Here is a 21,644-nt window from a genome sequence, read left to right as displayed (position 1 = left end):
GGCTCATGTTTATGCTCGTGGGGTGAGCGCGCGTGTGACCGTCGTCGAGCACGAGGCCGAAGCCGGTTTGGGCTATTTCGGCGGGTGGCTGGGCGACGTCGTGGTGTACCGGCCCTACCTGGGCGAAGCCGTACCGGAGGATCCCGGTGACGGGCTGCTGGTCCTCGGCGGCGCGGCTTCGGCGTGGGACGACGCGGGCTATCCGTGGCTGCCCGCGACCCGGGCGCTGCTGCGCACCGCGGTCGAACGGGAGGTGCCGACGCTCGGCATCTGCCTGGGGGCCCAGCTCATGACGCTCGCCTGCGGCGGCGAAGTGGTGCCCGGTGTGAACGGGCTCGAAATCGGCCTGGGGGAGATCGTTCCGTTGGTGAACGACGACCCGCTGCTGGGGCATTTGACCGGGCCGGTCCGGGCGATCCAATACCACCAGGACGCGATGACGGTTCTGCCGGATGGAGCGGTCCTCATCGCCACCGGCGCGCAGTATCCACACCAGGCGTTCCGGATCGGCGCGAACGCGTGGGGGGTGCAATTTCATCCCGAGGCCACTCCCGCCATTTTCGAGGAATGGACGACGGAATTGACAACACACCCCGCTGAAGAGTTGAACGAGCAGGTCAGTGCCGCCGAAGCTGGTCTGGTGGCCTCGTGGAGGCCGCTGGCGGAAGCATTCGGGGCGATCGTCGCGGAAAGCGCGCGTAGTGGTTCGATTACGGTCCGAAACCACTAACGACGCCGCACAAGCCTCGGGGTTACCGTGTGCGGAAGTTGACGACATGGCCATGAAAACTGAGAAACGCGGGGTAGCGGTCGGGTGGTCGTGTCGCGAGGATTCCTCTTGGAGAAGGAAGACCATTGCGCATTGACGTCGCGGACATCGAGGCGGAGGAAGGGTCGGTGAACGCCGCGTTTCGGATGCAGACCACCGCCGGGCGCCTGGCCCGCCTCGGATTCGCCGATGGCGCCAGGGCCGAACGGCTGCTGGACGCACTCGGACCCGAGGCCGTAGCCGACTTCGACCTGCTCGACGACCTGGTCTCCGCCGCCGACCCCGATCTGGCCCTGATCTCCCTGAGCCGGCTCGTCGAGAACGACCCGAGCGTGCTGGGCGCGCTCCGCGCCGACCCCGGTCTGCGCCGCCGCCTGCTGCGCGTCCTCGGCCTGAGCGCCGCCCTGGGCGACTACGTGGTGCGCCACCCCGAACACGTCACCGGACCCGAGCCGGAAGACCCGCTGAGCCACCGCGAGGAACTGCTGTTCGCCGTCGGCGCCGACCCGGCCGTCCACGAGCCCGTCGCCACCGGCGAAAACGCCCTCAACACGCTCCGCGTCGCCTACCGGGGCCGCCTGCTGCACCTGGCCGGTCTCGACGTGACCGGCGTGCTGACCCTGGCCGAGATCGCCGCCGAGCTGTCCGACCTGGCCGCCGCCGCCCTCGACGCCGCTCTGGCCATCGCCCGCGCCGAGACGCCCGGCTGGGACCAGGCGCGGCTGGCCGTCATCGGCATGGGCAAGTGCGGCGCCCGCGAGCTCAACTACATCTCCGACGTCGACGTCATCTTCGTGGCCGAGCCCAAGGAGGGCGTCGACGAGACGCTCGCCCTGAAGGCCGCGACCAAGCTCGCCCAGGCGATGATGCGGGCGTGCACGACGAGCACCCCCGAGGGTTCGCTGTGGGAGGTCGACGCCGGGCTGCGCCCCGAGGGCAAGCTGGGCCCGCTGGTCCGCACCCTCGACAGCCACCTGACCTACTACCGCCGCTGGGCCAAGACCTGGGAGTTCCAGGCCCTGCTCAAGGCGCGTCCGGTCGCCGGTGACATGGAGCTCGGCGAGGAATACGTCGAGCTCGTCAACGACATGGTCTGGGAAGCCGCGGCCCGGGAGAACTTCGTGGAAGACGTGCAGGCCATGCGACGCCGGGTCGAGGCGCACGTACGTGTCTCCGAGGCCGAGCGGCAGATCAAGCTCGGGCCCGGAGGCCTCCGCGACATCGAGTTCGCGGTCCAGCTCCTGCAGCTCGTCCACGGACGGACAGACCCGCTGCTGCGCCGCCGGGCGACCCTGCCCGCTCTCGCCGCCCTCTCGCGGGGCGGCTACGTCGGGCGCGACGACGCCAAGGCGCTGGCCGAGGCCTACTCGTTCCTGCGGCACGTCGAGCACCTGCTCCAGCTGCACCGGTTGCGGCGCACGCACGTGGTGCCCTCCGACAGCGCCGACCTGCGGCGGATCGGGCGCGGGCTGGGCATGATCACCGACCCGGTCGGCGAGTTCACCACGACCTGGAAGCGCCACGCCCTGGAGGTGCGGCGGCTGCACGAGAAGCTCTTCTACCGGCCGCTGCTCCAGGCCGCCGCCCGGCTGCCGTCCGAGGAGACGCGCCTGTCGACCTCGGCCGCGCAGGCGCGGCTGGAGGCCCTCGGCTACGCCGACCCCTCCGGAGCGCTGCGGCACATCAGCGCGCTGACCAGCGGGGTCTCCCGGCGCGCGGCCATCCAGCGGACGCTGCTGCCGGTCATGCTGGGCTGGTTCGCCGACGCGCCCGACCCCGACGCGGGGTTGCTGGGGTTCCGGCAGATCAGCGACAAGCTCGGGTCGACGCCCTGGTACCTGCGGCTGCTCCGCGACGAGACCGCCGTGGCCGAACGGCTGGCCAAGCTCCTGGGCACGTCGCGTTATGTCACGACGTTGCTGCTGCACTCCCCCGACGCGGTGGGGATGCTGGGTTCGGCCGCCGACCTGGCCGTGCGCCCGGTCGAGGCGCTGCACGCCGAGGCCAACGCGGCGGTGTCCCGCTACGGGCAGGACGCCGAGTCGTCGGTGGCGGCGGTCCGGGCGCTGCGGCGGCGGGAACTGTTCCGGGTGGCCAGCGCCGACCTGACCGGCTATCTCGACATCGAGGCCGTCGGGCAGGCGCTGTCGGAGCTCAACGACGCGACCATCGAGGGCGCGCTGAACGCGGCCATCAGCAAGGTGACCGAGGAACGGCGCGGCGAGTTCCCGACGCGGATCGCGGTCATCGCGATGGGGCGGCTGGGGGGCTTCGAGTGCTCGTACAGCAGCGACGCCGACGTCATGTTCGTCCACGCCCCTCGCGAGGGCGCCGAGGAGAAGGACGCGACCGACGCCGCCCACGCGGTGGCCGAGGAACTGCGCCGCCTGCTGGTCCTGCCGACCCCCGAGCCCCCGCTCGCGGTGGACGCGGGCCTGCGCCCCGAAGGCCGGCAAGGGCCCTTGGTGCGGACGATCTCCTCGTACCGGGCCTATTACGAGCGCTGGTCGTCTCCGTGGGAGGCGCAGGCGCTGCTGCGGGCGCGGTTCTGCGCGGGCGACTTCGACCTGGGCACGGAGTTCATGGCGCTGATCGACCCGCTGCGCTACCGCGAAGAGGGCCTGGCCCCCGACGCGCTGCTGCAGATCCGCAAGCTGAAGGCCCGGATGGAGGCCGAGCGCCTGCCCCGGGGCGCCGACCCCACCCTGCACACGAAGCTGGGCCGGGGCGGCCTGTCCGACGTGGAGTGGGTGGCCCAGCTCCTCCAGCTGCGGCACGCCGGGATGGTCCCCGCCCTGCGGACCACCCGCACACTGGACACGTTGCGTTCGGCAGTCGGCGAGGGACTGCTGGACGCGACGGACGAACAGACCCTCGCCGACGCCTGGCGCTTCGCCTCGCGGGTGCGCGACGCCATCATGCTCGTGAAGGGCCGCTCGGCCGACTCGATCCCCGGCCTGGTCCGGGAACGCGCGCTGGTGTCGAGGGCACTCGGCTACCCGCCGGACGGGTCGGAGGACTTCATCGACGACTACCGGAGGACGACGAGGCGGGCGCGCGCGGTGGTGGAGCGGGTCTTCTACGAGGACTGATCACCCACCTATGGTCGAAAGCGTCCTGTGCGAAGAGTGATCAGCCGGTTGCGGCGCTTACGGCAGGGGTGTATCACGGTCCAATGGTCTCGTACTACGTAGATCTGGCCATTGGGCTGGTGCTCGCGTTCCTGCTCTTATCCCTGCTCGTCAGCGGGTTGAATGAGGGCGTCGTCCGATTATTGGGGATCCGGAGCAAGTTCCTCTGGGCCTACCTGCGCGACACCCTCGACGGTGGCGAGCAGATCAACCGCGTGTCCGGCTTCGTGCGGTGGCTCGACCGGCGGCTGCGCGGGGTGTCCGCCCTGGGGCGACGCCTCCGGAGCGCCCTCGCCGACCTGCTTCCGCCGCTGCGCAACGCCACCCGGTCGCGCCTGCCGGCGACCATCCTCGGCGTCTTCGTCAAACTCCCCTTCGGCAAGGACCCCCGGCCGAAGTTCAGCCCCACCCCCGCCCCGGTCGACATCGCCCCCGCCAACTCCGAACAGGCGCCCGCCCACCAGGGCGAACGCTTCACCGACCTGCTCCACGAGCGGCTCCAGGAGATCGACGAGTCCCGCCAGGGGAAGACGTCGATCGCCGACATCCCGCCCTCGCGCTTCAGCGTCGCGGTGCTGGAGATCGCCAGTGAACGAGGCGGCGTCGACGCCCTGCTGGCCGAGCTGAAGCGGCTCGACTCCCCGCTCTACCGGCCGCTGGCGGGCATGTGGGCCAAGGCCGGGGTCGACCTGGAGACGTTCAGGAAGGGCGTCGAAGACTGGTTCAACGGCGAGATGGAACGGCTGACGGTCCTCTACCGCCGCTTCGTGCGGGTGGCCGTCGGGGTGCTGTCACTGCTGGTGACGCTGCTGTTCAGCATGGACTCCCTGGAGTACGGCAAGACCCTGCTCAACGACAGCGCCTACCGCTCGGCCATCGCCGCCTTCGCCGAGCAGGGCGAGGCGGCCCTCGGGCCCATCAAGGACCAGTGCGCACCCGAGCAGGACACCTACGCGTGCGTGACCGAGGTCCTGAGCACCCCCGCCTTCGTGAAGATCTTCACCCACTCCCCGGTCAGCGCCGAGATCCCCACGACGGGGACCCCGGTCTGGAAGTGGGGCGGCGGCGACTGGTGGGACCGGCTGAGGAGCCCGAGCCACTGGCCGGGGTTCCTGCTGACGCTGGTGGCCCTGCTGTTCGGCTCGTCGTTCTGGTGGGACATGCTCCGCCGGGTGACGGGCCTGAAGTCGAAGACCCAGGTCACACCGTCTTGAGGAGCCGCTGAAAGGCGTCCTTGCCGCCGCAGGTGACGATCAGGAACCCCTTGGGGGCCATGTCGCCGAGGAACGCGTCGAAGTTCGCGTTCCGCCCTTCCCTGTCGATCGTCAGCTCGGGATCGGCGTCGAAGCCCGACGGATCGGTCGTCGGCGGAAGTGCCACGACCACGGCCCCCTTTGAGGCCTGCTCCCGGTCGAGGCACAGGACGCTCTTGCGGTCCTCGCCGTACAGGTACAGCACCTCGTCCGTGGCCTCCAGCAGTTCGAAGCCCTCTTCCAGGGCGAATTTGTACAGACGCCGCTCCAGCGCCGATCGCCAGAACGGCTTCGCCGACCGAGCGCGGCCGGCGGCGGGTGCGACGGCCGGAGCCACCGGAGCCTTCGGAACCGCCGGTGCGGCCGTCGCGATCGGGCCGCCCAGCACGGCGAGGACCGCCGTCCCCAGCTCGCGCAGCCACGCGATGGCGGCCCTCGTGTCGGCGGCGGAGAGCGGAGTGCGCCCCGGCTCGGGGGAGGCACTCCGATCGGCGCTGTGCGCGATCCGGTCACGCCGGTCGACGATGCCGTGGAGGCGCTCGCGGACCTGGCCGGGTGTCACGGCGCGGCCCGCCGCGGTCATCTCCGCGGCCACGCGCGGCCACAGATCCCCGTCCACCACCTGGGCGAGGCCGTCGCCGATGGCGTCCGGCCGCTGGTAGGTGACGCGGGCGAACCTCTCGCGCCAGTGCGCAGTCAGCGCCTCGCGGAGGTCGGCCCCGCGCAGATGGACCTGCTCGAACAGCTCCATCGGGATGTCCAGCCGGAGGTATCCGCGCGGCCGGGGCAGGCCGGGGTCGAGCGCGAGCGCCACCGCCCGGTCGGCGATCTCCCGCGCGATCCAGTGGTCGAGGCCGGCCACGGCCTGCGACCAGGCGGCCCGGTAGAGGTCGGCGACGTCGCGGATCGACGCCGCGCCCAGGGCGCCCAGGCTCTCACCGGTGGACATCAGGCGCTGGGCGGAGTCGAGGTTGTCCGAGAACTCCTCGAACGCGGTCAGGGGCGGCATCGTTCACTCCCGGTTTCAGATGATCACAGCGGCTTAGACCCTATTTGGTGGCCGACGTCCCGCGAGGCCGCCCTAGCTGATGTCGTCCAGCAGCGTCCGTTCCAGGGTCGCCGTCACCCAGTCGGCCCAGCGTTCGACGCCCCAGCCCCGGTCGACGACCAGAGCGCGGATCGAGGCCGTGCTGACCAGGGCCCAGATCACGTCGGCCGCCTCCGCCACCGGGACGCGCAGGCCGGGCTCCAGGGCTTCGGCGATCTTCGTCATGTCGGCCAGACGGCGTTCCTCATAGGTCGCGTACGCCGCCCCGATCTCCTGGTCGGCCCCCGCCGAGACGTGGAACACGTACATGAGCGGCAATGCGCGCGGCAGGCCCTCGACCAGGAGGTCGCGGAACCGGCGCAGCGCCTCCCGCGCGTCGGGCGCTTCTCTGACGCCGCGCAGCGGAGCGCGTTCGATCACGGGCTCGGGGAGGTCGTCGCCGGTCAGGGTGCGGTCGACCGCCGCGAGCAGCAGGGACGCCTTGCCGCCTTGGCCGTAGACCGTCTCCACCGACACCGAGGCGCGGGCGGCGATGTCCTTCATCGTCGTCGCGGCGTAGCCCTTCTCCACGAAACACGCGGTCGCCGCCTCGATCACGGCGGCGTGCGTTCGCCGGGCCTGCTCCTCGCGCAGGGGCGAACGGTACCTCCTTGACGGGTCCGGATTTTTGGCTACAGTCATCATGTATCCATTCAAGTTTGACTGGATCGAATACTAGCAAAGGAGACGTGATGACGGCCATATCGACCACCCCGCCCCAGGCCTTACGCCAGAAGGGGAGCGTGTCGCGCGTCATCGCCGCCGATCCGCCGCACCTCTATCGGTGGGTGGCCGACGTCACCCGTACACCCGAATGGAGCCCGGAGACCCGCCGGTGCACCTGGCTCGGCGACGAACGAGGCGTGGGCGCGCGGTTCGAAGGGCTCAACCGGTCGTCGTTCTGGCGCTGGACCCGCGAGTGCGAGGTCGTCACCGCCGATCCCGGGCGTGAGTTCGCGTTCCGGACGATCCTGGCCGGCAAGACCACCGACTCGACCGTGTGGACCTTCCGGTTCGAGCCCGTCGAGGGCGGCACCCTGGTCACCCACGCCTACGAGATCGTCCACGTGCTGACCCCGGGCCGGCAGCGCACGGCCGCACTCCTGCTGCCCCGCCACCGCGACCGCCGCCCCGACATGGCCCGCTCGCTCGACCGCATCGCCGACCTGGTCGAGGGGCGCGCGAACGTCCGCCAGGCCCGGCTCGGCCAGGCGCACACGGCCGAGGGCTCGATCCCGCTGAGCAACATGTACGTGATGCACCACGCCTTCCGCCGCGACCTGCGCGACCTGTCCCGCGCGGTGCCCGCCACCCCGCTCACCGACCACGAGGTCTGGGCCGCCCTCGCCCGCCGCTGGACGGCCTTCTCGACCACCCTGCACCACCACCACACGATCGAGGACACCTCGATCTGGCCCCGCGTCCTGGAGCGCGCCGACGTGGCCGCGACGATGGCGGCGATGGAGGCCGAGCACGACCTGATCGACCCGCTGCTGGAGAAGTGCGCCGAGGGCTTCCGCGGGATGACCCGGATCCCCGACGCCCCGACCCGCGACCGCCTGGCCGCCGACGTCGCCCGCTTCCGCGAGGTGCTCGACGACCACCTGGCCCACGAGGAGACCGAGGCGCTGCCGCTCGTGCAGCGGCACCTGTCGATGGCGGCGTGGCTCGACAGCGAGAAGGCCGCGCGGGCCGAGTTCAGGTTCGCCGATCTCGCCTTCGCGGTGCCGTGGACGGTGCTGGAGGTGCCGGCGGAGCAGTTCGAGGCGGCCTTTACCGAGGGCGGGCCGCTGATCCGTCTCGTCCTCGCGCTGACCCGCCGCCGGTTCATGCGCGAGCACCGCACCGCGTTCAGATGGGCCTCATGAGCACCCCAGCGGGAGGCCGCTAATCCGTCTCGTCCGCGTACATGTCCAGAGCGAGCTCACGGAACGATCGATACCGGACCGCGCCGGGATGCCAGGAGGCGAGATCCCAGGCCTCCCACTCCCCGTCGGGGAAGACGATCGCGGGGTTGAGCAGGACGATCTGCCCGTCGTCCCAGATGGAGACGCAGAGCGTGTCCGGCAGGTATTCGGGCCGGAAGTGAAGCGAGCAGTCCTGCTCGGGCCCGTAGATGAAGTACTCCTCGTCCGGAACCCGCGGAAGATCATCATCACCCCAGCCTTCGGCCAGATACGGATCGACGTCCCGCGCCCACCTGACCTCGGCCACCGGCCGCAGGCGCGGGGCCAGCGCCTTCTCCGGATCCCACCCGTCGGCGGCCATGAGGAACTCGCGATAGCTCGGCGGCAGCCGCACGCTCAGCCGCTCCTCGTGTAAGAGCAGGTCGGCCTCGCTGACCCCGGGGCCACCGGCCAGCTGTAGAAGATCATCCCAAGCGGTCACGTCGGAACCCTAACGACCCGACCGACAAAGTCTCCCTGCGCTCGGACCTGCTGCTGGCAAGGGTCGGTGAGTCGCGATCTCCAGCACGTCCTGCGGGAACCGAGGCCCAGCCGGGTAGAAACGGGCCCGGGTACGCCCGACCGCTTCGATGGTGCCCGCGACCGTGAGATCACGCAGGTCTCGCTGGGCCGGCTGCAGACTTATGCCGGTTCATGTCCTCAAGGAGCTCGTGCCAGGAGATCATGCCCGCCGGTTCTCAGCCACCTCGACCGGCAAGCGGCTGCTGCGCCGCGAGGCCGGCAAATCGGTTCTGTACCTGGGGATGATGGAGCTCGAAGCCACTGCTGGCGCCGTCGTGGGACGCCGCTACTACCAGGCGGCCGACGGCATCACCTTGGCGATGCGCCAGGGCGGACAGGCGGAGCCCACCTGGCTGCTGGCTGGCCTGTCGGGAAGCATTGAACTGTCACTGGGCGCGACGGGAACCGTCGAAAGGCAGAAATATCTGCCGTTCGGAGAACGCCGCGGCTCCCGCGACGACATCCCCGGAACGACAAGAGGATTCCTGGGTCAGCAGGAGGATCCGGTGTCGTCACTCGTGTACATGAACGCCCGCTTCTACGCTCCCGGACAGGCCCGCTTCATCAGCCCTGATCCGATCTTGGATATCGACAAGCCTGGGCTTGGCAATTCCTACTCGTACGCCGCCGGTGACCCGCTCGGCAAAACCGACCCCTCCGGCCTTCTCCCGGTGGAGATCTACGCCGATCGCTGCGACGAAGAGGAGAACGACCCCGGTTGCCCGAGGCGTCAGCCGCTGCCCGACCTTGCCGAGGAGGAGGCGGAAGGCGAGTCCTCCATCCTCTCGGAACTCGGGGAGAACCTGGGAATGCGGATGGCGGAAAGCTCGGCCCGGTTGAAAAAGGTCCCCCTCCCTCCGGAGTGCAGAGGAATTTCGGCGGGGGAGTGCCTCATTGTCATGGAGTGGGGCAGATACGCGCAGAAGCTGAGCGGTAAGGGTCACTCCGAGAAAGACGGCTGCTCGCGGAACAAACCGTGCAAAGTGAACGCGATCAGGCACTGTATCTGGCAGATGGCGCTCACGGACACCTGTGGCGAGGAAGTTGCACAGAAGGTCGCGGAGAATCACGAAAAGGGAAACTCCAAGAACGATCCTGATACCAAGGCCGACCGATGGAACAATAATGTCGCACAGGGCCTGGCATACATCTACGCAGATCGCATCGAGAAGATCCGGACCGGCCCTGGAACCAGAGAAGCCCGAATAAAAAAATACTTCAAGGAGATCAAGGCCATCTGCGAGCAGGCATGGGCAGACGGGGCGTTGAAGTCCCCAAGTGACTATCGCAAGTAGGTGCAGTGCGACTCAAGCTGTTCGTTGGGGCGATCGCGGCGGTGGTGGTGCTGATCGGTCTGGTGGCGGTCATCGGGATAGACCGCTACCTGGCGTTCATCTTTCAACGGGAGGACCCGGACTGCGTGCGCGAGAGCGAGGTGGAGATCGGGAGGTTATCGGAGATCATCGTGCCGATCCTTCCCTTGGAAGGCCGTAGCCAGGTCGACGGAGACAGTGGCTGCGCTCCACCCGAGGAGGAGCCCTCGATCAGCGTGTACGTCGACGGCGCGTCCTCGGATGAGCTGATGAAGAGGTTCCTTCCCCTGGAATGGAGTCAGGTCTCCGCCGCCCGCGTCGCCGAAGAGGCCCAAGAAGGAAGTACCGTCATCGCCGGCGTGGAAAAGCAGGTCGACGGCCGGCGTATCGAAACCTTCTTCGTCAAGATGGACCGTCACCCGGACACCATGCTCGTCATGGCGTGGTTCCCGGCGGACGGATAACGCAAAAGGCCGCCGGTGAAACCGGCGGCCTTTTGTGAAAACGTGACGATTAAACGTCGTAGTACAGCTCGAACTCGTGCGGGTGCGGCCGGAGACGGATCGGGTCGATCTCGTTCTCGCGCTTGTAGGCGATCCACGTCTCGATGAGGTCGGGCGTGAACACGCCGCCCTCGAGGAGATAGTCGTGGTCGGCCTCCAGGGCCTCGAGCACCTCGGGCAGCGAACCCGGAACCTGAGGAACCGAACGCGCCTCCTCCGGGGGAAGCTCGTAGAGGTCCTTGTCGACCGGCTCCGGCGGCTCGATCTTGTTGCGGATGCCGTCGATGCCCGCCATCAGCATGGCCGCGAACGCGAAGTAAGGGTTGCACGACGGGTCGGGAACCCGGAACTCGATGCGCTTCGCCTTCGGGTTCGACCCCGTGATCGGAATACGAACACAGGCGGACCGGTTCCGCTGCGAGTAGACGAGGTTCACCGGAGCCTCGTAGCCGGGAACGAGCCGGTGGTAGCTGTTCACCGTCGGGTTCGTGAAGGCCAGCAGCGACGGCGCGTGCTTGAGCAGGCCGCCGATGTAGTAGCGCGCGATGTCCGACAGACCGGCGTAGCCGACCTCGTCGTAGAACAGCGGCTCGCCGTCCTTCCACAGCGACTGGTGGCAGTGCATGCCCGAGCCGTTGTCGCCGAAGATGGGCTTCGGCATGAAGGTCACCGTGTGGCCGTATTCGAGGGCCGTGCTCTTGATGATGTACTTGTACAACATCAGCTTGTCGGCGGTCTTGAGCAGCGTGCCGAAGCGGAAGTCGATCTCGGCCTGACCGGCGGTGCCCACCTCGTGGTGCTGCATCTCGGTCTCGATGCCCGAGTCGATCAGACGGCGGACCATCTCCGAGCGCAGGTCGGTGAAGTGGTCCATCGGCGGGACCGGGAAGTAGCCGCCCTTGTAGCGCGGCTTGTAGCCCAGGTTGCCGCCCTCGGTCGCGGTGCCGGTGTTCCAGGCGCCCTCGATCGAGTCGATGTAGTAGAACGACGAGTGCTGGTTGGTCTGGAAGCGCACGTCGTCGAAGATGTAGAACTCGGCCTCGGGGCCGAAGTAGACCGTGTCGGCGATGCCGGTGCCCTTGAGGTACTCCTCGGCCTTGCGCGCCACGTTACGCGGGTCGCGGCTGTAGGCCTCGCCGGTCAGCGGGTCGTGCACGAAGAAGTTGATGTTGAGCGTCTTGTGCTGGCGGAACGGGTCGAGGACGGCCGTGGACGGGTCGGGCAGCAGCAGCATGTCCGACTCGTGAATGGCCTGGAATCCTCGGATCGACGACCCGTCGAACATGAGGCCGTCGGTGAAGACGTTGGGGCCGAAGTTCTCGACGGGGAAAGTGAAGTGGTGAGTCGTCCCAGGCAGGTCGGTGAACCTGACGTCAACGAACTGCACGCCTTCGTCCCGGATGTACGACAGGACGTCGTCGGCGGAGTTAAACACTCTCGAACCTCCCAGGGGCACTGGCTTAGCAGACTGAAAGTAGGACTGTGCCGTTACCGTCGGGTGTCTCGTATGTTTCACACGTGTTAATGGGAAGCACGCTGTCGAAACCTGACCGCAGGGTGTAATTGCCGCCGTCGCCGCAGGTCATCGTGACGACCGAATAGGGGGGCCATTACCCTGGATCCATGAGCAAAGAGCCCCGCTGGACGCAGACCTGGCTGAGCGGCACGCCCGCCGTTCAAGCCTATCCAGGCGAGCGGCTGGGCCTGCCCGAGCAGGGTAAAGGTTCGGTCGCGCGATTCGGCCGGCGCCTGGCGGCACTGCTGATCGACTGGCTGATCTGCGCCTGGGCGATCACACAGTGGCTGCTGAACATCAAGGGCCCCGACGCCGCCTGGGTGACGATGGGCATCCTCGCGCTCGAATACATCTTGCTCGTCGGCACGATGGGCATGACCTTCGGCATGCGTCTGGTCAACATCAGGGTCGTGACCCTGGCCGGCGGCCAGCCTTCCCCGAAATCGGTGCTGATCCGGACCGTCCTGCTCGTCCTGGCGATCCCGGCGCTGATCTTCGACAAGGACCAGCGCGGGCTCCACGACCGCTCCGCCGGAACCGTCGTCGTCCGCGAGAAGTAAAAGCTTCTTCTCTGTTACGGCTCCGCCTGCCAATGCGCCGCCCACCGCCCCCGGCCGGGCGCCGCGACCGGCGCCAACCGGCCGCGCCCGCCCAGCTCGCCGACGAGTCAGGGAGAAGTGACCCGGAAGATCGCCGTCCCGGGGAAGTGCCGGCCGCGCAACGGGCTCCAGCCGCCCCAGATCCGGTCGTGACCGTCAGGCCATTCGGGTTCGACCAGTTCGTCGAGACGCAGCCCCGCACGGGTGATCGCCTTGATCCAGTCGCCCATCGTGCGGTGGTGCTCCACATACGTCACCTCGCCCGCCTCGTTCTGCTCCAGGTAGGGCGTGCGGTCGAAATAGGACCGGTCGCTCGTCAGCCCCCCGGGACCGGGGTCGTCGGGAAAGGCCCAGCGCATCGGGTGGGACACGGCGAAGACGAACTGCCCACCCGGCTTCAGCACCCGGGAGACCTCGCGCAGCGTGTTGGTGGCGTCGGCGACGAACGGCAGCGCGCCGAAGGCCGAGCAGGCGAGGTCGAAACTGTCGTCCAGGAACGGGATCTTCTCGGCGTCGGCCTGGACGACCGGCAGAGACGTACCGGAATCGAGATCGATGCGGCGGGAATGCTGCAACTGCCGGTGCGACACATCGAACGCCGCCACCGACGCGCCCTGCGCGGTGAGGTAACGCCCGCACTGGCCCGCGCCGCATCCGACCTCGAGAACCGAGAGCCCCCGGACCTCGCCGAGCAGCGAGGCCGAGGACTCGTCGAGCCCTTCGGGGCCCCAGATGAACCCGTCGTCACGGAGAAAGGACCCGTGTTCGGCCTGGTAGTCGTCGGCCGCGGAATCCCAGTAGCCCCGGTTGGCCTTCGAGGAGATCAAGCTGTCCGGGGTCGTCACCGGGGACGGACGCCCTTCGGCAGCCGCGCGCCCTTGGGCAGCGGGCCCTTGGGCATCGGGATCGACGGGGTCAGCGCGCGCATGCGGTTGTTGACCTCGGAGACGGCCGGCTTCTTCAGGTTGCGCGGCAGCTTCATCAGGTGGCGCTGCAGCTTGGCCAGCGGCACCTGACCCTCGGCGTCGCCGCACTGCACGTCGTAGACCGGCACGTCGATGGCGACCCGCTGGACCCGCTTCTTCTCGGCCACCAGCATCTTCTGGACGCGGGTGCCCGGACCCTCGGAGACGAGGATGACGCCGGGGTAGCCGACCAGGCGGAAGACCAGGTCCTGCTCGCGGTTGACCGCGACCGGCTTCTCCTCGACCATCCAGTTCCCGCGCATGCCCTGGAGGATCGCGTAGACCGCGCCGGGCTGGCCGTGGAGCATCGAATATTGGGCCCGCTGAGCGAACCGGCCGAACAGCAGCATGCCGGCCAGCAGCGCGACCGGGATGCCGAGAATGATCACATACCAGAACGCGCCGGTCAGCAGACCGATGACGACCGCCAGCGCGATCACGCCGACGACCGTCAGGTATACGAGCGGCATCCCCTTGGGATTGGCCTTCTTGATGATCTGCGCGACCATCCTGAGCTGCTTGATGCGGCCTGGGTTCGCCGAGTCCTTCGCCATGCTCTGAAGGATACAAATCCCCGGCTCCAAGTGTGAAAACGTGACCTTCGCCGGTCGGGGCCGTAGTTATAAAACCGTAATAAATCTCGGTGTGACGTGCTTCACTGTCGGGGCAGTGGAAGCGCTTACACACACGAGGAGCACGGGTGTCCGACTCGACGATCTACGAAGTCGCACGTTTGGCCGGGGTGTCCATCGCCACGGTCTCCCGGGCGCTGCGCAACACCGGTCCGGTGTCGGCGGCGACCCGTGAGAAGGTCCAGCGGGCGGTCGAGCAGCTCAAGTTCACACCCAGCCGCCTCGGCGTCTCGCTCGCCGAGGGCCGCCACGCCGCCAACGGGATCGTCTTCCCCGACCTGTCGGGGCCCTACTTCGCCGAAGTGCTCCTCGGATACGAGGAGGTCGCCGCCGAACTCGGCCGGTCGGTCCTGATCCTGTCCACGCGCGATCGCGACGGTGTCCCGGCGACGGTGAAAGACCTGGCCACCCGGGTGGACGGGCTCGTCGTGTTCGGTCAGACGCTCTCCGACGCCATGCTCACCGAGCTGGCCGAATCGGGCCTGCCCACGGTGCTGCTGGCCCGCGACGCCCACCCGGGCACCGAGGCCGTGCGCAGTGAGAACGGAGGCGCCGCCGAGGCGCTGGCCGTGCACCTGATCGCCCACGGCCACCGCGCGTTCGCGCTGGCCGGCGGCCACGACGAGGGCGACGTCAGCCAGCGCTGGACAGCGGTCGCCCGCACCCTCGGCCTCCACGGGATCCCGGTGCCGCGACCGGTCGAGTGCCCGTACACGGTCGAAGGCGGCTACGAAGCCGGGCTGAGGCTGCTCCCGGACAACCCCGACGTGGTCATGTGCGCCGACGACCAGGTCGCCCTCGGCGTGATCCTGGCCGCCGAGGAACTGAACCTGAAGATTCCCGGCGACGTCGCCGTCACCGGCTGGGACGACATCATGGCCGCCCGCCACGCCCGCCCGGCCCTCACCACCGTGCGCCAGCCCCTGCGCGAGCTCGGCGGCGCCGCCGCCCGCGTCCTGGACGAGCTGATCGCCGGAGTGGAGCCCACGAACACCACGCGCGTTCTGGCCACCGACCTCGTCATCAGGTCGAGCTGTGGCCCGCACCCCCCAGCACAGGAGGAACAGTGAAGAAGTACGCCATAGGCCTGCTCGCCGTCGCCCTGGCCGCCACCGCTTGCGGCCGCGACTCCGGTGGCGGCGCGGAAGAGGCGCAGGCCGTCGACACCGCCAAGGCCAGTGGAACCGTCACCGTCTGGGCGATGGGCACCGAGGGGGAGAAGCTCGACGCGTTCGCCCAGAAGTTCGAGCAGGCCAACCCCGGCATCACCGTCAACGTCACGGCCCTGGGCTGGGACGTCGCCCACGACAAGATCACCGCCGCCATCGCGGGGAACGCCACCCCCGACGTCTCGATGATCGGCAACACCTGGATGGGCGAGATGGTGAAGACCGGCGCGATCGAGGCCACCCCCGCCGCCCTGGTCGACCAGAACGCCTTCTTCCCCGGCGCGTGGGGCACCGGCGTCATCGAGGGCGCCGCCTACGGCATCCCCTGGTACGTCGAGACCCGCGCCTTCTACTACCGAACCGACCTGGCCAAGGACGCCAAGGCCCCGGCCACCTGGGACGAGGTCACCGGCTTCGTCAAGACTCTCAAGGACAACGGCGCCGAACTGGGCGTCGAGCAGAACTTCCGGACCGGCTCCTGGCAGGAGGTGGCCCCGCTGCTCTACCAGGCCGGGGGCGACTTCCAGGCCGACGGCAAGTGGACCCTCGACACCCCGGAGATGACCCAGGCCCTGGAGCACTGGGGCTCCTTCTTCAAGGACGAACTCGCCGTGACGAACCAGCCGACGGGCGCGTTCCCGCAGACCTTCGTCAGCGGCCGGGTCGGCGCGTTCTACTCCGGCCCCTGGATGATCACCTCGATGGAGCAGGAGGGCGGCGACGGCTTCAAGGACAAGTTCACCGTCGCGCCCTATCCCAAGGGCCCGGCCGGCGGCACCAGCCTGGTCGGCGGCAGCAACATGGTCGTCTTCAAGGACAAGCCCAACCGCGACGCCGCCTGGAAGTTCCTGACCTGGCTGACCGACCCGAAGGTGCAGGCCGAGTGGTACACGACGGCGTCCGCGCTGCCCAGCGTCGAGGCCGCCTGGCAGGAACCGGCGCTGACCGCCGACGAACGCGTCCAGGTCTTCGGTGAGCAGCTCAAGGACGCCAAGTCGGCCCCGCCCGTGCCGACCTGGGAGCAGGTGGCCCGGGTGATGGAGGTCGAGCTGGAGAAGTACGCCCTCGGCAAGCAGGACGCGGCCACCACCGCCAAGCGCATGCAGGAGCAGGCCGACCAGATCGGCACCGGGGCCTGATCATGGCGACCACCCTGGAGAGACCCGCCCTGAAACAGGCGGCGAAGCCGAGACTCAGGAAGCCCCGCAACTCCTGGGTCGCGTGGATCTTCGTGCTGCCCTTCCTCGTCGTGTTCGTCGTGTTCTGGGCCGGTCCGCTGCTGGCCGGGCTCGGCATGAGCTTCACCGACATGCGCAGCACGGACGTCCGCGACCCGCTCGCGGTCGACGTCGTCGGCCTGGAGAACTACCTGCGGCTGTTCAACGACGAACTGATGCGCAAGGCCGCGTTCAACACGCTCATCTTCGTCGTCACCGCCCTGCCGCTGACCATCGCGCTGGGCCTGGCCGCCGCCGTGGCGCTCAACTCGGGGATCGCCCGGCTGCCGGCCGCGTTCTTCCGGCTGGGCTACTACACCCCGTACATCACCAGCATCATCGGCATCGCGGTGGCCTGGCGCTTCCTGCTCGACCCTGACGCCGGACCGATCAACCAGGTCCTCGGCTGGGTCGGGATCGACGGCCCCGCGTGGCTGTCGGACGAGAACACCGCGCTCCCGGTGATCATCGTGATGACCGCCTGGCGGAGCTTCGGGTTCGACATGGTCGTGCTGCTGGCCGCGCTCCAGGGGATCCCGAAGGAGCTCTACGAGGCCGCCGACATCGACGGGGCCGGGCGCTGGCAGCGGTTCCGGTCGGTCACCGTGCCGATGCTGCGGCCCGCGCTGCTGTTCTGCACGGTCTATTCGTCGATCGGGTTCGCCCAGTTCATGGAGGAGCCCCTGGTCATGACCAAGGGCGGCCCCGCGGGCGCGACCACCTCGGCCTCGCTGGCCATCTACAACCAGTTCGGCGCGGGCGCCTACGGCTACGCCGGCGCCGCCGCCACCGTGCTGTTCACCGTGATCGTCGCGCTGGCGCTGCTCCAGTTCCGGATCGGGAGGCGCTCATGAAACGGCGGGTATCCACCTATGTCCTGCTGACCGCCGGGCTGCTCGTGGTGATCTTCCCATTCGCGTGGACGATGCTGGCCTCGTTCAAGCCTGAAAGCGAGATCCGGCAGAACCCGCCGGCCCTGCTCCCGGCCGACTGGACGACGAGCAACTACAGCGGCCTGTTCGAGCGGATGAACATGGGCACCGCGTTCCTCAACAGCGCGATCATCGCCATCGCCCTGGTGGTGGCCAACCTGCTGCTGTGCTCGATGGTCGGCTACGCCTTCGCCAAGCTGCGGTTCCGGTTCAGGAACACCCTGTTCGGCCTGGTCATGGTGCAGATGATGGTGCCCGCGATCGTCGTGATGGTGCCCCAGTTCGTGCTGATCGCGAAGATGGGCCTGGTCAACACGTTCCTCGGCATCGTGCTGCCGTTCGTGGTGGCGCCGCTCGGGATCTTCATGATGCGGCAGTTCATCTCCGACATCCCGGACGAGCTCATCCAGGCCGCCCGCGTCGACGGGGCCAAGGAGTTCCGCATCTTCTTCTCGATCGTGCTGCCGCTGTGCCGCCCCGCCCTCGCGACCCTCGGCCTGATCACGTTCATGACCTCGTGGAACAACTTCCTGTGGCCCGCCGTGGTGGCCCAGAGCGAGGACATGTACACCCTGCCCGTCGCGCTGGCCATCTTCAGCAACGCCCAGGCGACCCAGTACGGCCTGCTCATCGCCGGCGCCGTCGTGGTGGTCGCCCCGATCCTCCTGCTCTTCCTGTTCCTGCAGCGGTACTTCGTGCAGGGCATCGCCTCGACCGGACTCAAGTAAGGAACCGCGCGTATGCGAATGGCGCTGGCCGTTCTGCTGGCCGTGTCCCCCATGGGGGCTCCGCCTGCCGACAACGTTCTGAAGACCTACGCGAAGGACACCTGGAAGTCGATGACGGCCATGGTCGACCCGGCCACGGGCCTGCCGGCCGACAAGATCGAGGGCACCCTCGATCCGGCGACCCGCGCGAAGGTGACCTCACCGACGAACATCGCGACCTACCTGTGGAGCACGGTCGCCGCCCGCGACACCGGGATCATCTCCGCCCGTGACGCGGAGCGCCGGGTTTCCCAGGTGCTGAAAAACGTACAGAAGCTGGAACGCCACGAACCGACCGGCCAGTTCTTCAACTGGTACGACCCGCACACCCTCGCCCTGGTGAAGACCTGGCCCGACAGCGGCGACCCGGTCGCGGCCTTCGCGTCCAGTGTCGACAACGGGTGGCTCGGGGCGGCCTTACTCATGATCCGCTCGGCGGTGCCGAGTGTCGCGCGGGATGCCGACAAGCTGGTCCGGAGCATGGACTTCTCGTCCTACTACGACCCGCAGGGCGCCGCCGCGCAGGGAACGGGCCTGCTCAGGGGCGGGTTCTGGCCGGTCAAGCCCGAAGGCTGCTCCACCGAGAGCGACTACAACGACTCCGGGACGACCGTCTACTCCACCTGCCACCACTACGGCGCGATGACCGAGACGCGGATCACGTCGTATGTCGGGATCGCCCTCAACCAGATCCCCAAGGCGCACTATTTCGGGATGCTGCGCACCCATCCCTCCGACACCTGCGACTTCAGCTGGGCCGAGCAGAAGGCCGAGGGGACCTGGCAGACCTTCGAGGGCGTCCGGGTGTTCGAGGGCACCTACGGCTACAAGGGCATGCGCCTGGTTCCCACCTGGGGCGGCAGCATGTTCGAGGCGCTGATGGTGCCGCAGCTCGTACCGGAGGACGTCTGGGGAGCGAAGTCCTGGGGCCGTAACCATCCGGTCTACGTGAAGGCTCAGAAGGTTCACGGGCTCGACGATGCCAAGTACGGCTACTGGGGCTTCTCCCCGTCGAACAACCCGGCCGGCGGCTACCGCGAATACGGCGTGGACGCGCTCGGCATGGACACCGACGGCTACACCTCCGACCAGGAGCGGACCTCGGTCGACTACGGCTACGGCGACTGCCGCCCGGCCAAGCCCGAGCCCGCTTCCTACGGCGACGGCGTCGTGACCCCGCACGCCTCCTTCCTGGCGCTGCGCTACGCCGAGAAGGACGCGCTCGACAACCTGGCCAAGATCAAGAAGGACTTCGACTCGTACGGCCCCGGCGGCTTCTACGACGCCGTCGCCGTCAAGAGCAAGACCGTGGCCAAGCAGTACCTCGCCCTCGACCAGGGCATGATCATGATCGCGCTCGGCAACCGGCTGACCAGGGACAAGCTGCGCGGCTACTTCGCGTCGCGGGACGTCGAAAGGGCCCTGAAGCCGGTGCTGTCGCAGGAGACGTGGGAGGTCCGTCCGTGAAGGCCCGTCGCGACTGGCAGGCACGTATCCACCGTCAGTCGGGGGAGGTGACCACGGCTCCGGCCGTGGACCTGCCCCCGCCGGGGGGCCTGCGCGCCACCCCCGGGCGCGGCTGCGTGACCCTGACCTGGGAGCCGGTGCCGGGAGCGACCGGCTACACGGTCGAGCGGTCCCCGTTCCGCGAGGGGCCCTACGCCGTCACGAGCCAGCCTGACGTGGATGTCTCCGCCGTTCCCTCCTGCCGATACGTGGACACGGGCCAGGACCCCTGCTGGTATCGCGTCTCGGCGGTGAACGGACCGGCCGGTTCGCCCGTCCACGGTTCTTCGGGTGGGTCAGGCGTGACCAAGGTCGACATTTCCGGAAATGTCGCCCGGGAGCTCCCCAGGCCATGGCGGTTCATGATCGGGTCGGAGCATCTGTCGTACATGCTCGAAGAGAAGGAACTCATCGAGGCCCTCCGCCTGGCCCACACCGAGCTGGGCGTGGCGACCGTGCGCGCCCACGCCATCCTGGACGAGGTCCGCATCCTCCCCGACGGCTATGACTTCTCCCGGGTCGACCAGATCTACGACACCATCACCGGCCTCGGCATGCGCCCCATCGTCGAACTGTCCTTCATGCCCGCCGACCTGGCCTCCGACCCCACGAAGACGGTCTTCGGCTACGAGGCGATCATCAGCCCCCCGAAGGACTGGGACGCCTGGGGCGACCTGATCCGCGCCTTCACCCAGCACTGCGCCGACCGCTACGGCGTCCAGGAACTGATCGACCACTGGGCCTTCGAGGTCTGGAACGAACCGAACCTCGAGGTCTTCTGGTCCGGCACGCCGGAAGACTATTTCCGCCTGTACGAGATCAGCGCCGCCGCCGTGAAGGATGTGCACTCTTCGCTGCGAGTGGGCGGCCCCTCATCGGCCGCGAACGGCTGGGTCGAGGAGCTGATCGCGAGAGGCCTGCCGGTCGACTTCATCTCCACCCACACCTACGGCAACGCGCCTCTCGACTGGCGCCCGGCCCTCGAACGCCACGGGCTGGCCGGCACCCCGATCTGGTGGACCGAATGGGGACCGACGCCCACCCACTTCCACGGCATCGGCGACGGCCCGTTCGGTGCGTCCTTCCTGCTCCACGGCATGAAGTCGGCTGCGGGACGGCTCGAAGCCCTGGCCCACTGGGTCGCCTCCGACCACTTCGAGGAGCTGGGCCGCCCACCGAAGCTGTTCCACGGCGGCTTCGGCCTCCTGACGGTCGGCAACCTGCGCAAACCTCGCTGGTGGGCGCTGGACCTGGCCAACCGCCTGGGCGACGAGGAGCTGGTCACGAAGGTCGACGGCGACGCCGGGGGAGTGGAGGTCTGGGCCGCCCGCCGCGACGACGGAACCGTCGGCATCCTGCTGTGGAACGGCACCCTCAACCAGTCCAAAGCCGACGGAGACCCCGACCTGTCCCGCACGATCACCCTGTCCATCACCGACCTGGCGGAAGGCGACCACACCCTCACCCACCACCGCATCGACGATCGCCACTCCAACATCCGCGCCCACTGGCACGGCCAGACCGACTGGCCGACGGAAGAGGAGTGGGAGACCCTGCGCAGGTCGAACGTCCTGGAGGAACTGACCCCCCCGGTGACGACGAGCGGCCCGATCGTCCGGGTCGCCTTCGACCTCCCGATGCCCGGGGTGTCCTACCTCGAGATCACCCCTTAGCAGGGCCGATACACCGAAATTTCGGGCGCGGAAGCGCCCGAGCCGTGGGCCAGGCAGCCGGTGACGCGCTGTAGCCACGCGAACGGCTGCCCATGGGGAACGGCCGGGGAAAGATCCCCGGCCGTTTCCATGATCGCCTCAGGT

Annotated in this window: 19 protein-coding genes; 13 read left to right on the top strand and 6 right to left on the bottom strand. The window is 68.6% G+C overall.

From position 1 onward, the window contains the following. Positions 1 to 22 precede the first annotated feature (22 nt). The 3 genes from AW272_RS08780 (at position 23) to AW272_RS08770 (ending at position 5,114) form a co-directional block, all read left to right on the top strand. On the top strand, positions 23 to 730 hold the full coding sequence (locus tag AW272_RS08780; RefSeq protein WP_066362444.1) for a type 1 glutamine amidotransferase: 708 nt from the start codon (positions 23 to 25) through the stop codon (positions 728 to 730). A gap of 185 nt (positions 731 to 915) precedes the next feature. Beyond that, positions 916 to 3,861, top strand: a complete 2,946-nt coding sequence (locus tag AW272_RS08775; protein WP_066362620.1) for a bifunctional [glutamine synthetase] adenylyltransferase/[glutamine synthetase]-adenylyl-L-tyrosine phosphorylase — start codon at positions 916 to 918, stop codon at positions 3,859 to 3,861. An 83-nt stretch (positions 3,862 to 3,944) separates the two neighbouring features. Further along, positions 3,945 to 5,114 carry a hypothetical protein gene (locus tag AW272_RS08770; protein WP_066362443.1) on the top strand — a complete coding sequence of 390 codons (1,170 nt, stop codon included), beginning with the start codon at positions 3,945 to 3,947 and terminating at the stop codon, positions 5,112 to 5,114. On the opposite strand, the gene AW272_RS08765 is transcribed toward AW272_RS08770, so the two are convergent. Next, the gene (locus tag AW272_RS08765; protein ID WP_066362441.1) at positions 5,101 to 6,162 is read right to left on the bottom strand and encodes a hypothetical protein; all 1,062 of its coding nucleotides are present in this window, start codon (positions 6,160 to 6,162) and stop codon (positions 5,101 to 5,103) included. The genes AW272_RS08770 and AW272_RS08765 overlap by 14 nt on opposite strands. Before the next feature lie 72 nt (positions 6,163 to 6,234). After that, a complete protein-coding gene (locus AW272_RS08760) occupies positions 6,235 to 6,882 on the bottom strand; it encodes a TetR/AcrR family transcriptional regulator (protein WP_218010818.1) in 648 nt (215 codons plus the stop codon). Between the two features lie 50 nt (positions 6,883 to 6,932). Between AW272_RS08760 and AW272_RS08755 the strand changes: the two genes are divergently transcribed. Further along, the gene (locus AW272_RS08755) at positions 6,933 to 8,108 is read left to right on the top strand and encodes a hemerythrin domain-containing protein (RefSeq protein ID WP_083958113.1); all 1,176 of its coding nucleotides are present in this window, start codon (positions 6,933 to 6,935) and stop codon (positions 8,106 to 8,108) included. Positions 8,109 to 8,127: 19 nt separating this feature from the next. Here AW272_RS08755 and AW272_RS08750 read toward each other — a convergent pair whose 3' ends face one another. Beyond that, on the bottom strand, positions 8,128 to 8,628 hold the full coding sequence (locus tag AW272_RS08750; protein WP_066362434.1) for an SMI1/KNR4 family protein: 501 nt from the start codon (positions 8,626 to 8,628) through the stop codon (positions 8,128 to 8,130). A 202-nt stretch (positions 8,629 to 8,830) separates the two neighbouring features. Here AW272_RS08750 and AW272_RS08745 point away from each other — a divergent pair, with 202 nt between their 5' ends. Both AW272_RS08745 and AW272_RS08740 read left to right on the top strand, forming a co-directional pair. Next, positions 8,831 to 10,003: an RHS repeat domain-containing protein gene (locus tag AW272_RS08745; protein WP_066362433.1), complete on the top strand. Its 1,173-nt coding sequence runs from the start codon at positions 8,831 to 8,833 to the stop codon at positions 10,001 to 10,003. A 5-nt stretch (positions 10,004 to 10,008) separates the two neighbouring features. Continuing rightward, positions 10,009 to 10,485 (top strand): hypothetical protein, encoded by a 477-nt coding sequence (locus tag AW272_RS08740; protein WP_066362431.1) that lies wholly within the window; start codon positions 10,009 to 10,011, stop codon positions 10,483 to 10,485. Between the two features lie 49 nt (positions 10,486 to 10,534). On the opposite strand, the gene glnA is transcribed toward AW272_RS08740, so the two are convergent. Further along, a complete protein-coding gene (gene glnA / locus AW272_RS08735) occupies positions 10,535 to 11,959 on the bottom strand; it encodes a type I glutamate--ammonia ligase (RefSeq protein WP_066362430.1) in 1,425 nt (474 codons plus the stop codon). 188 nt (positions 11,960 to 12,147) lie between these two features. On the opposite strand from glnA, the gene AW272_RS08730 reads away from it, so the two are divergent. Beyond that, positions 12,148 to 12,600, top strand: a complete 453-nt coding sequence (locus AW272_RS08730) for an RDD family protein (protein WP_066362429.1) — start codon at positions 12,148 to 12,150, stop codon at positions 12,598 to 12,600. Positions 12,601 to 12,707: 107 nt separating this feature from the next. On the opposite strand, the gene AW272_RS08725 is transcribed toward AW272_RS08730, so the two are convergent. Further along, positions 12,708 to 13,484 (bottom strand): class I SAM-dependent methyltransferase, encoded by a 777-nt coding sequence (locus AW272_RS08725; RefSeq protein ID WP_066362428.1) that lies wholly within the window; start codon positions 13,482 to 13,484, stop codon positions 12,708 to 12,710. Next, entirely contained in the window at positions 13,481 to 14,158 is a 678-nt protein-coding gene (locus tag AW272_RS08720; protein ID WP_066362427.1) for a DUF4191 domain-containing protein, read from the bottom strand. Before AW272_RS08720 ends, AW272_RS08725 begins: the two co-directional genes overlap by 4 nt. Before the next feature lie 146 nt (positions 14,159 to 14,304). Between AW272_RS08720 and AW272_RS08715 the strand changes: the two genes are divergently transcribed. Genes AW272_RS08715 through AW272_RS08690 form a run of 6 tightly spaced genes read left to right on the top strand, consistent with a single transcriptional unit; the run spans position 14,305 to position 21,500 of the window. Further along, a complete protein-coding gene (locus AW272_RS08715) occupies positions 14,305 to 15,306 on the top strand; it encodes a LacI family DNA-binding transcriptional regulator (RefSeq protein WP_066362426.1) in 1,002 nt (333 codons plus the stop codon). After that, a complete protein-coding gene (locus AW272_RS08710; RefSeq protein ID WP_066362424.1) occupies positions 15,303 to 16,544 on the top strand; it encodes an extracellular solute-binding protein in 1,242 nt (413 codons plus the stop codon). The genes AW272_RS08715 and AW272_RS08710 overlap by 4 nt, the downstream gene beginning before the upstream one ends. Before the next feature lie 2 nt (positions 16,545 to 16,546). Beyond that, on the top strand, positions 16,547 to 17,476 hold the full coding sequence (locus AW272_RS08705) for a carbohydrate ABC transporter permease (RefSeq protein WP_066362422.1): 930 nt from the start codon (positions 16,547 to 16,549) through the stop codon (positions 17,474 to 17,476). Further along, positions 17,473 to 18,282: a carbohydrate ABC transporter permease gene (locus AW272_RS08700; RefSeq protein ID WP_066362421.1), complete on the top strand. Its 810-nt coding sequence runs from the start codon at positions 17,473 to 17,475 to the stop codon at positions 18,280 to 18,282. Before AW272_RS08705 ends, AW272_RS08700 begins: the two co-directional genes overlap by 4 nt. Before the next feature lie 12 nt (positions 18,283 to 18,294). Beyond that, entirely contained in the window at positions 18,295 to 19,788 is a 1,494-nt protein-coding gene (locus AW272_RS08695) for a glucoamylase family protein (RefSeq protein WP_157518437.1), read from the top strand. After that, positions 19,785 to 21,500 (top strand): GH39 family glycosyl hydrolase, encoded by a 1,716-nt coding sequence (locus tag AW272_RS08690; protein WP_083958111.1) that lies wholly within the window; start codon positions 19,785 to 19,787, stop codon positions 21,498 to 21,500. Before AW272_RS08695 ends, AW272_RS08690 begins: the two co-directional genes overlap by 4 nt. Positions 21,501 to 21,644: the final 144 nt, after the last annotated feature.

This window comes from Herbidospora mongoliensis (assembly GCF_001570545.1).
GTDB classification, from domain to species: domain Bacteria; phylum Actinomycetota; class Actinomycetes; order Streptosporangiales; family Streptosporangiaceae; genus Herbidospora; species Herbidospora mongoliensis.
Note: the sequence above shows the minus strand (reverse complement) of the source record. Positions and strands in the feature narration are given on the sequence as shown.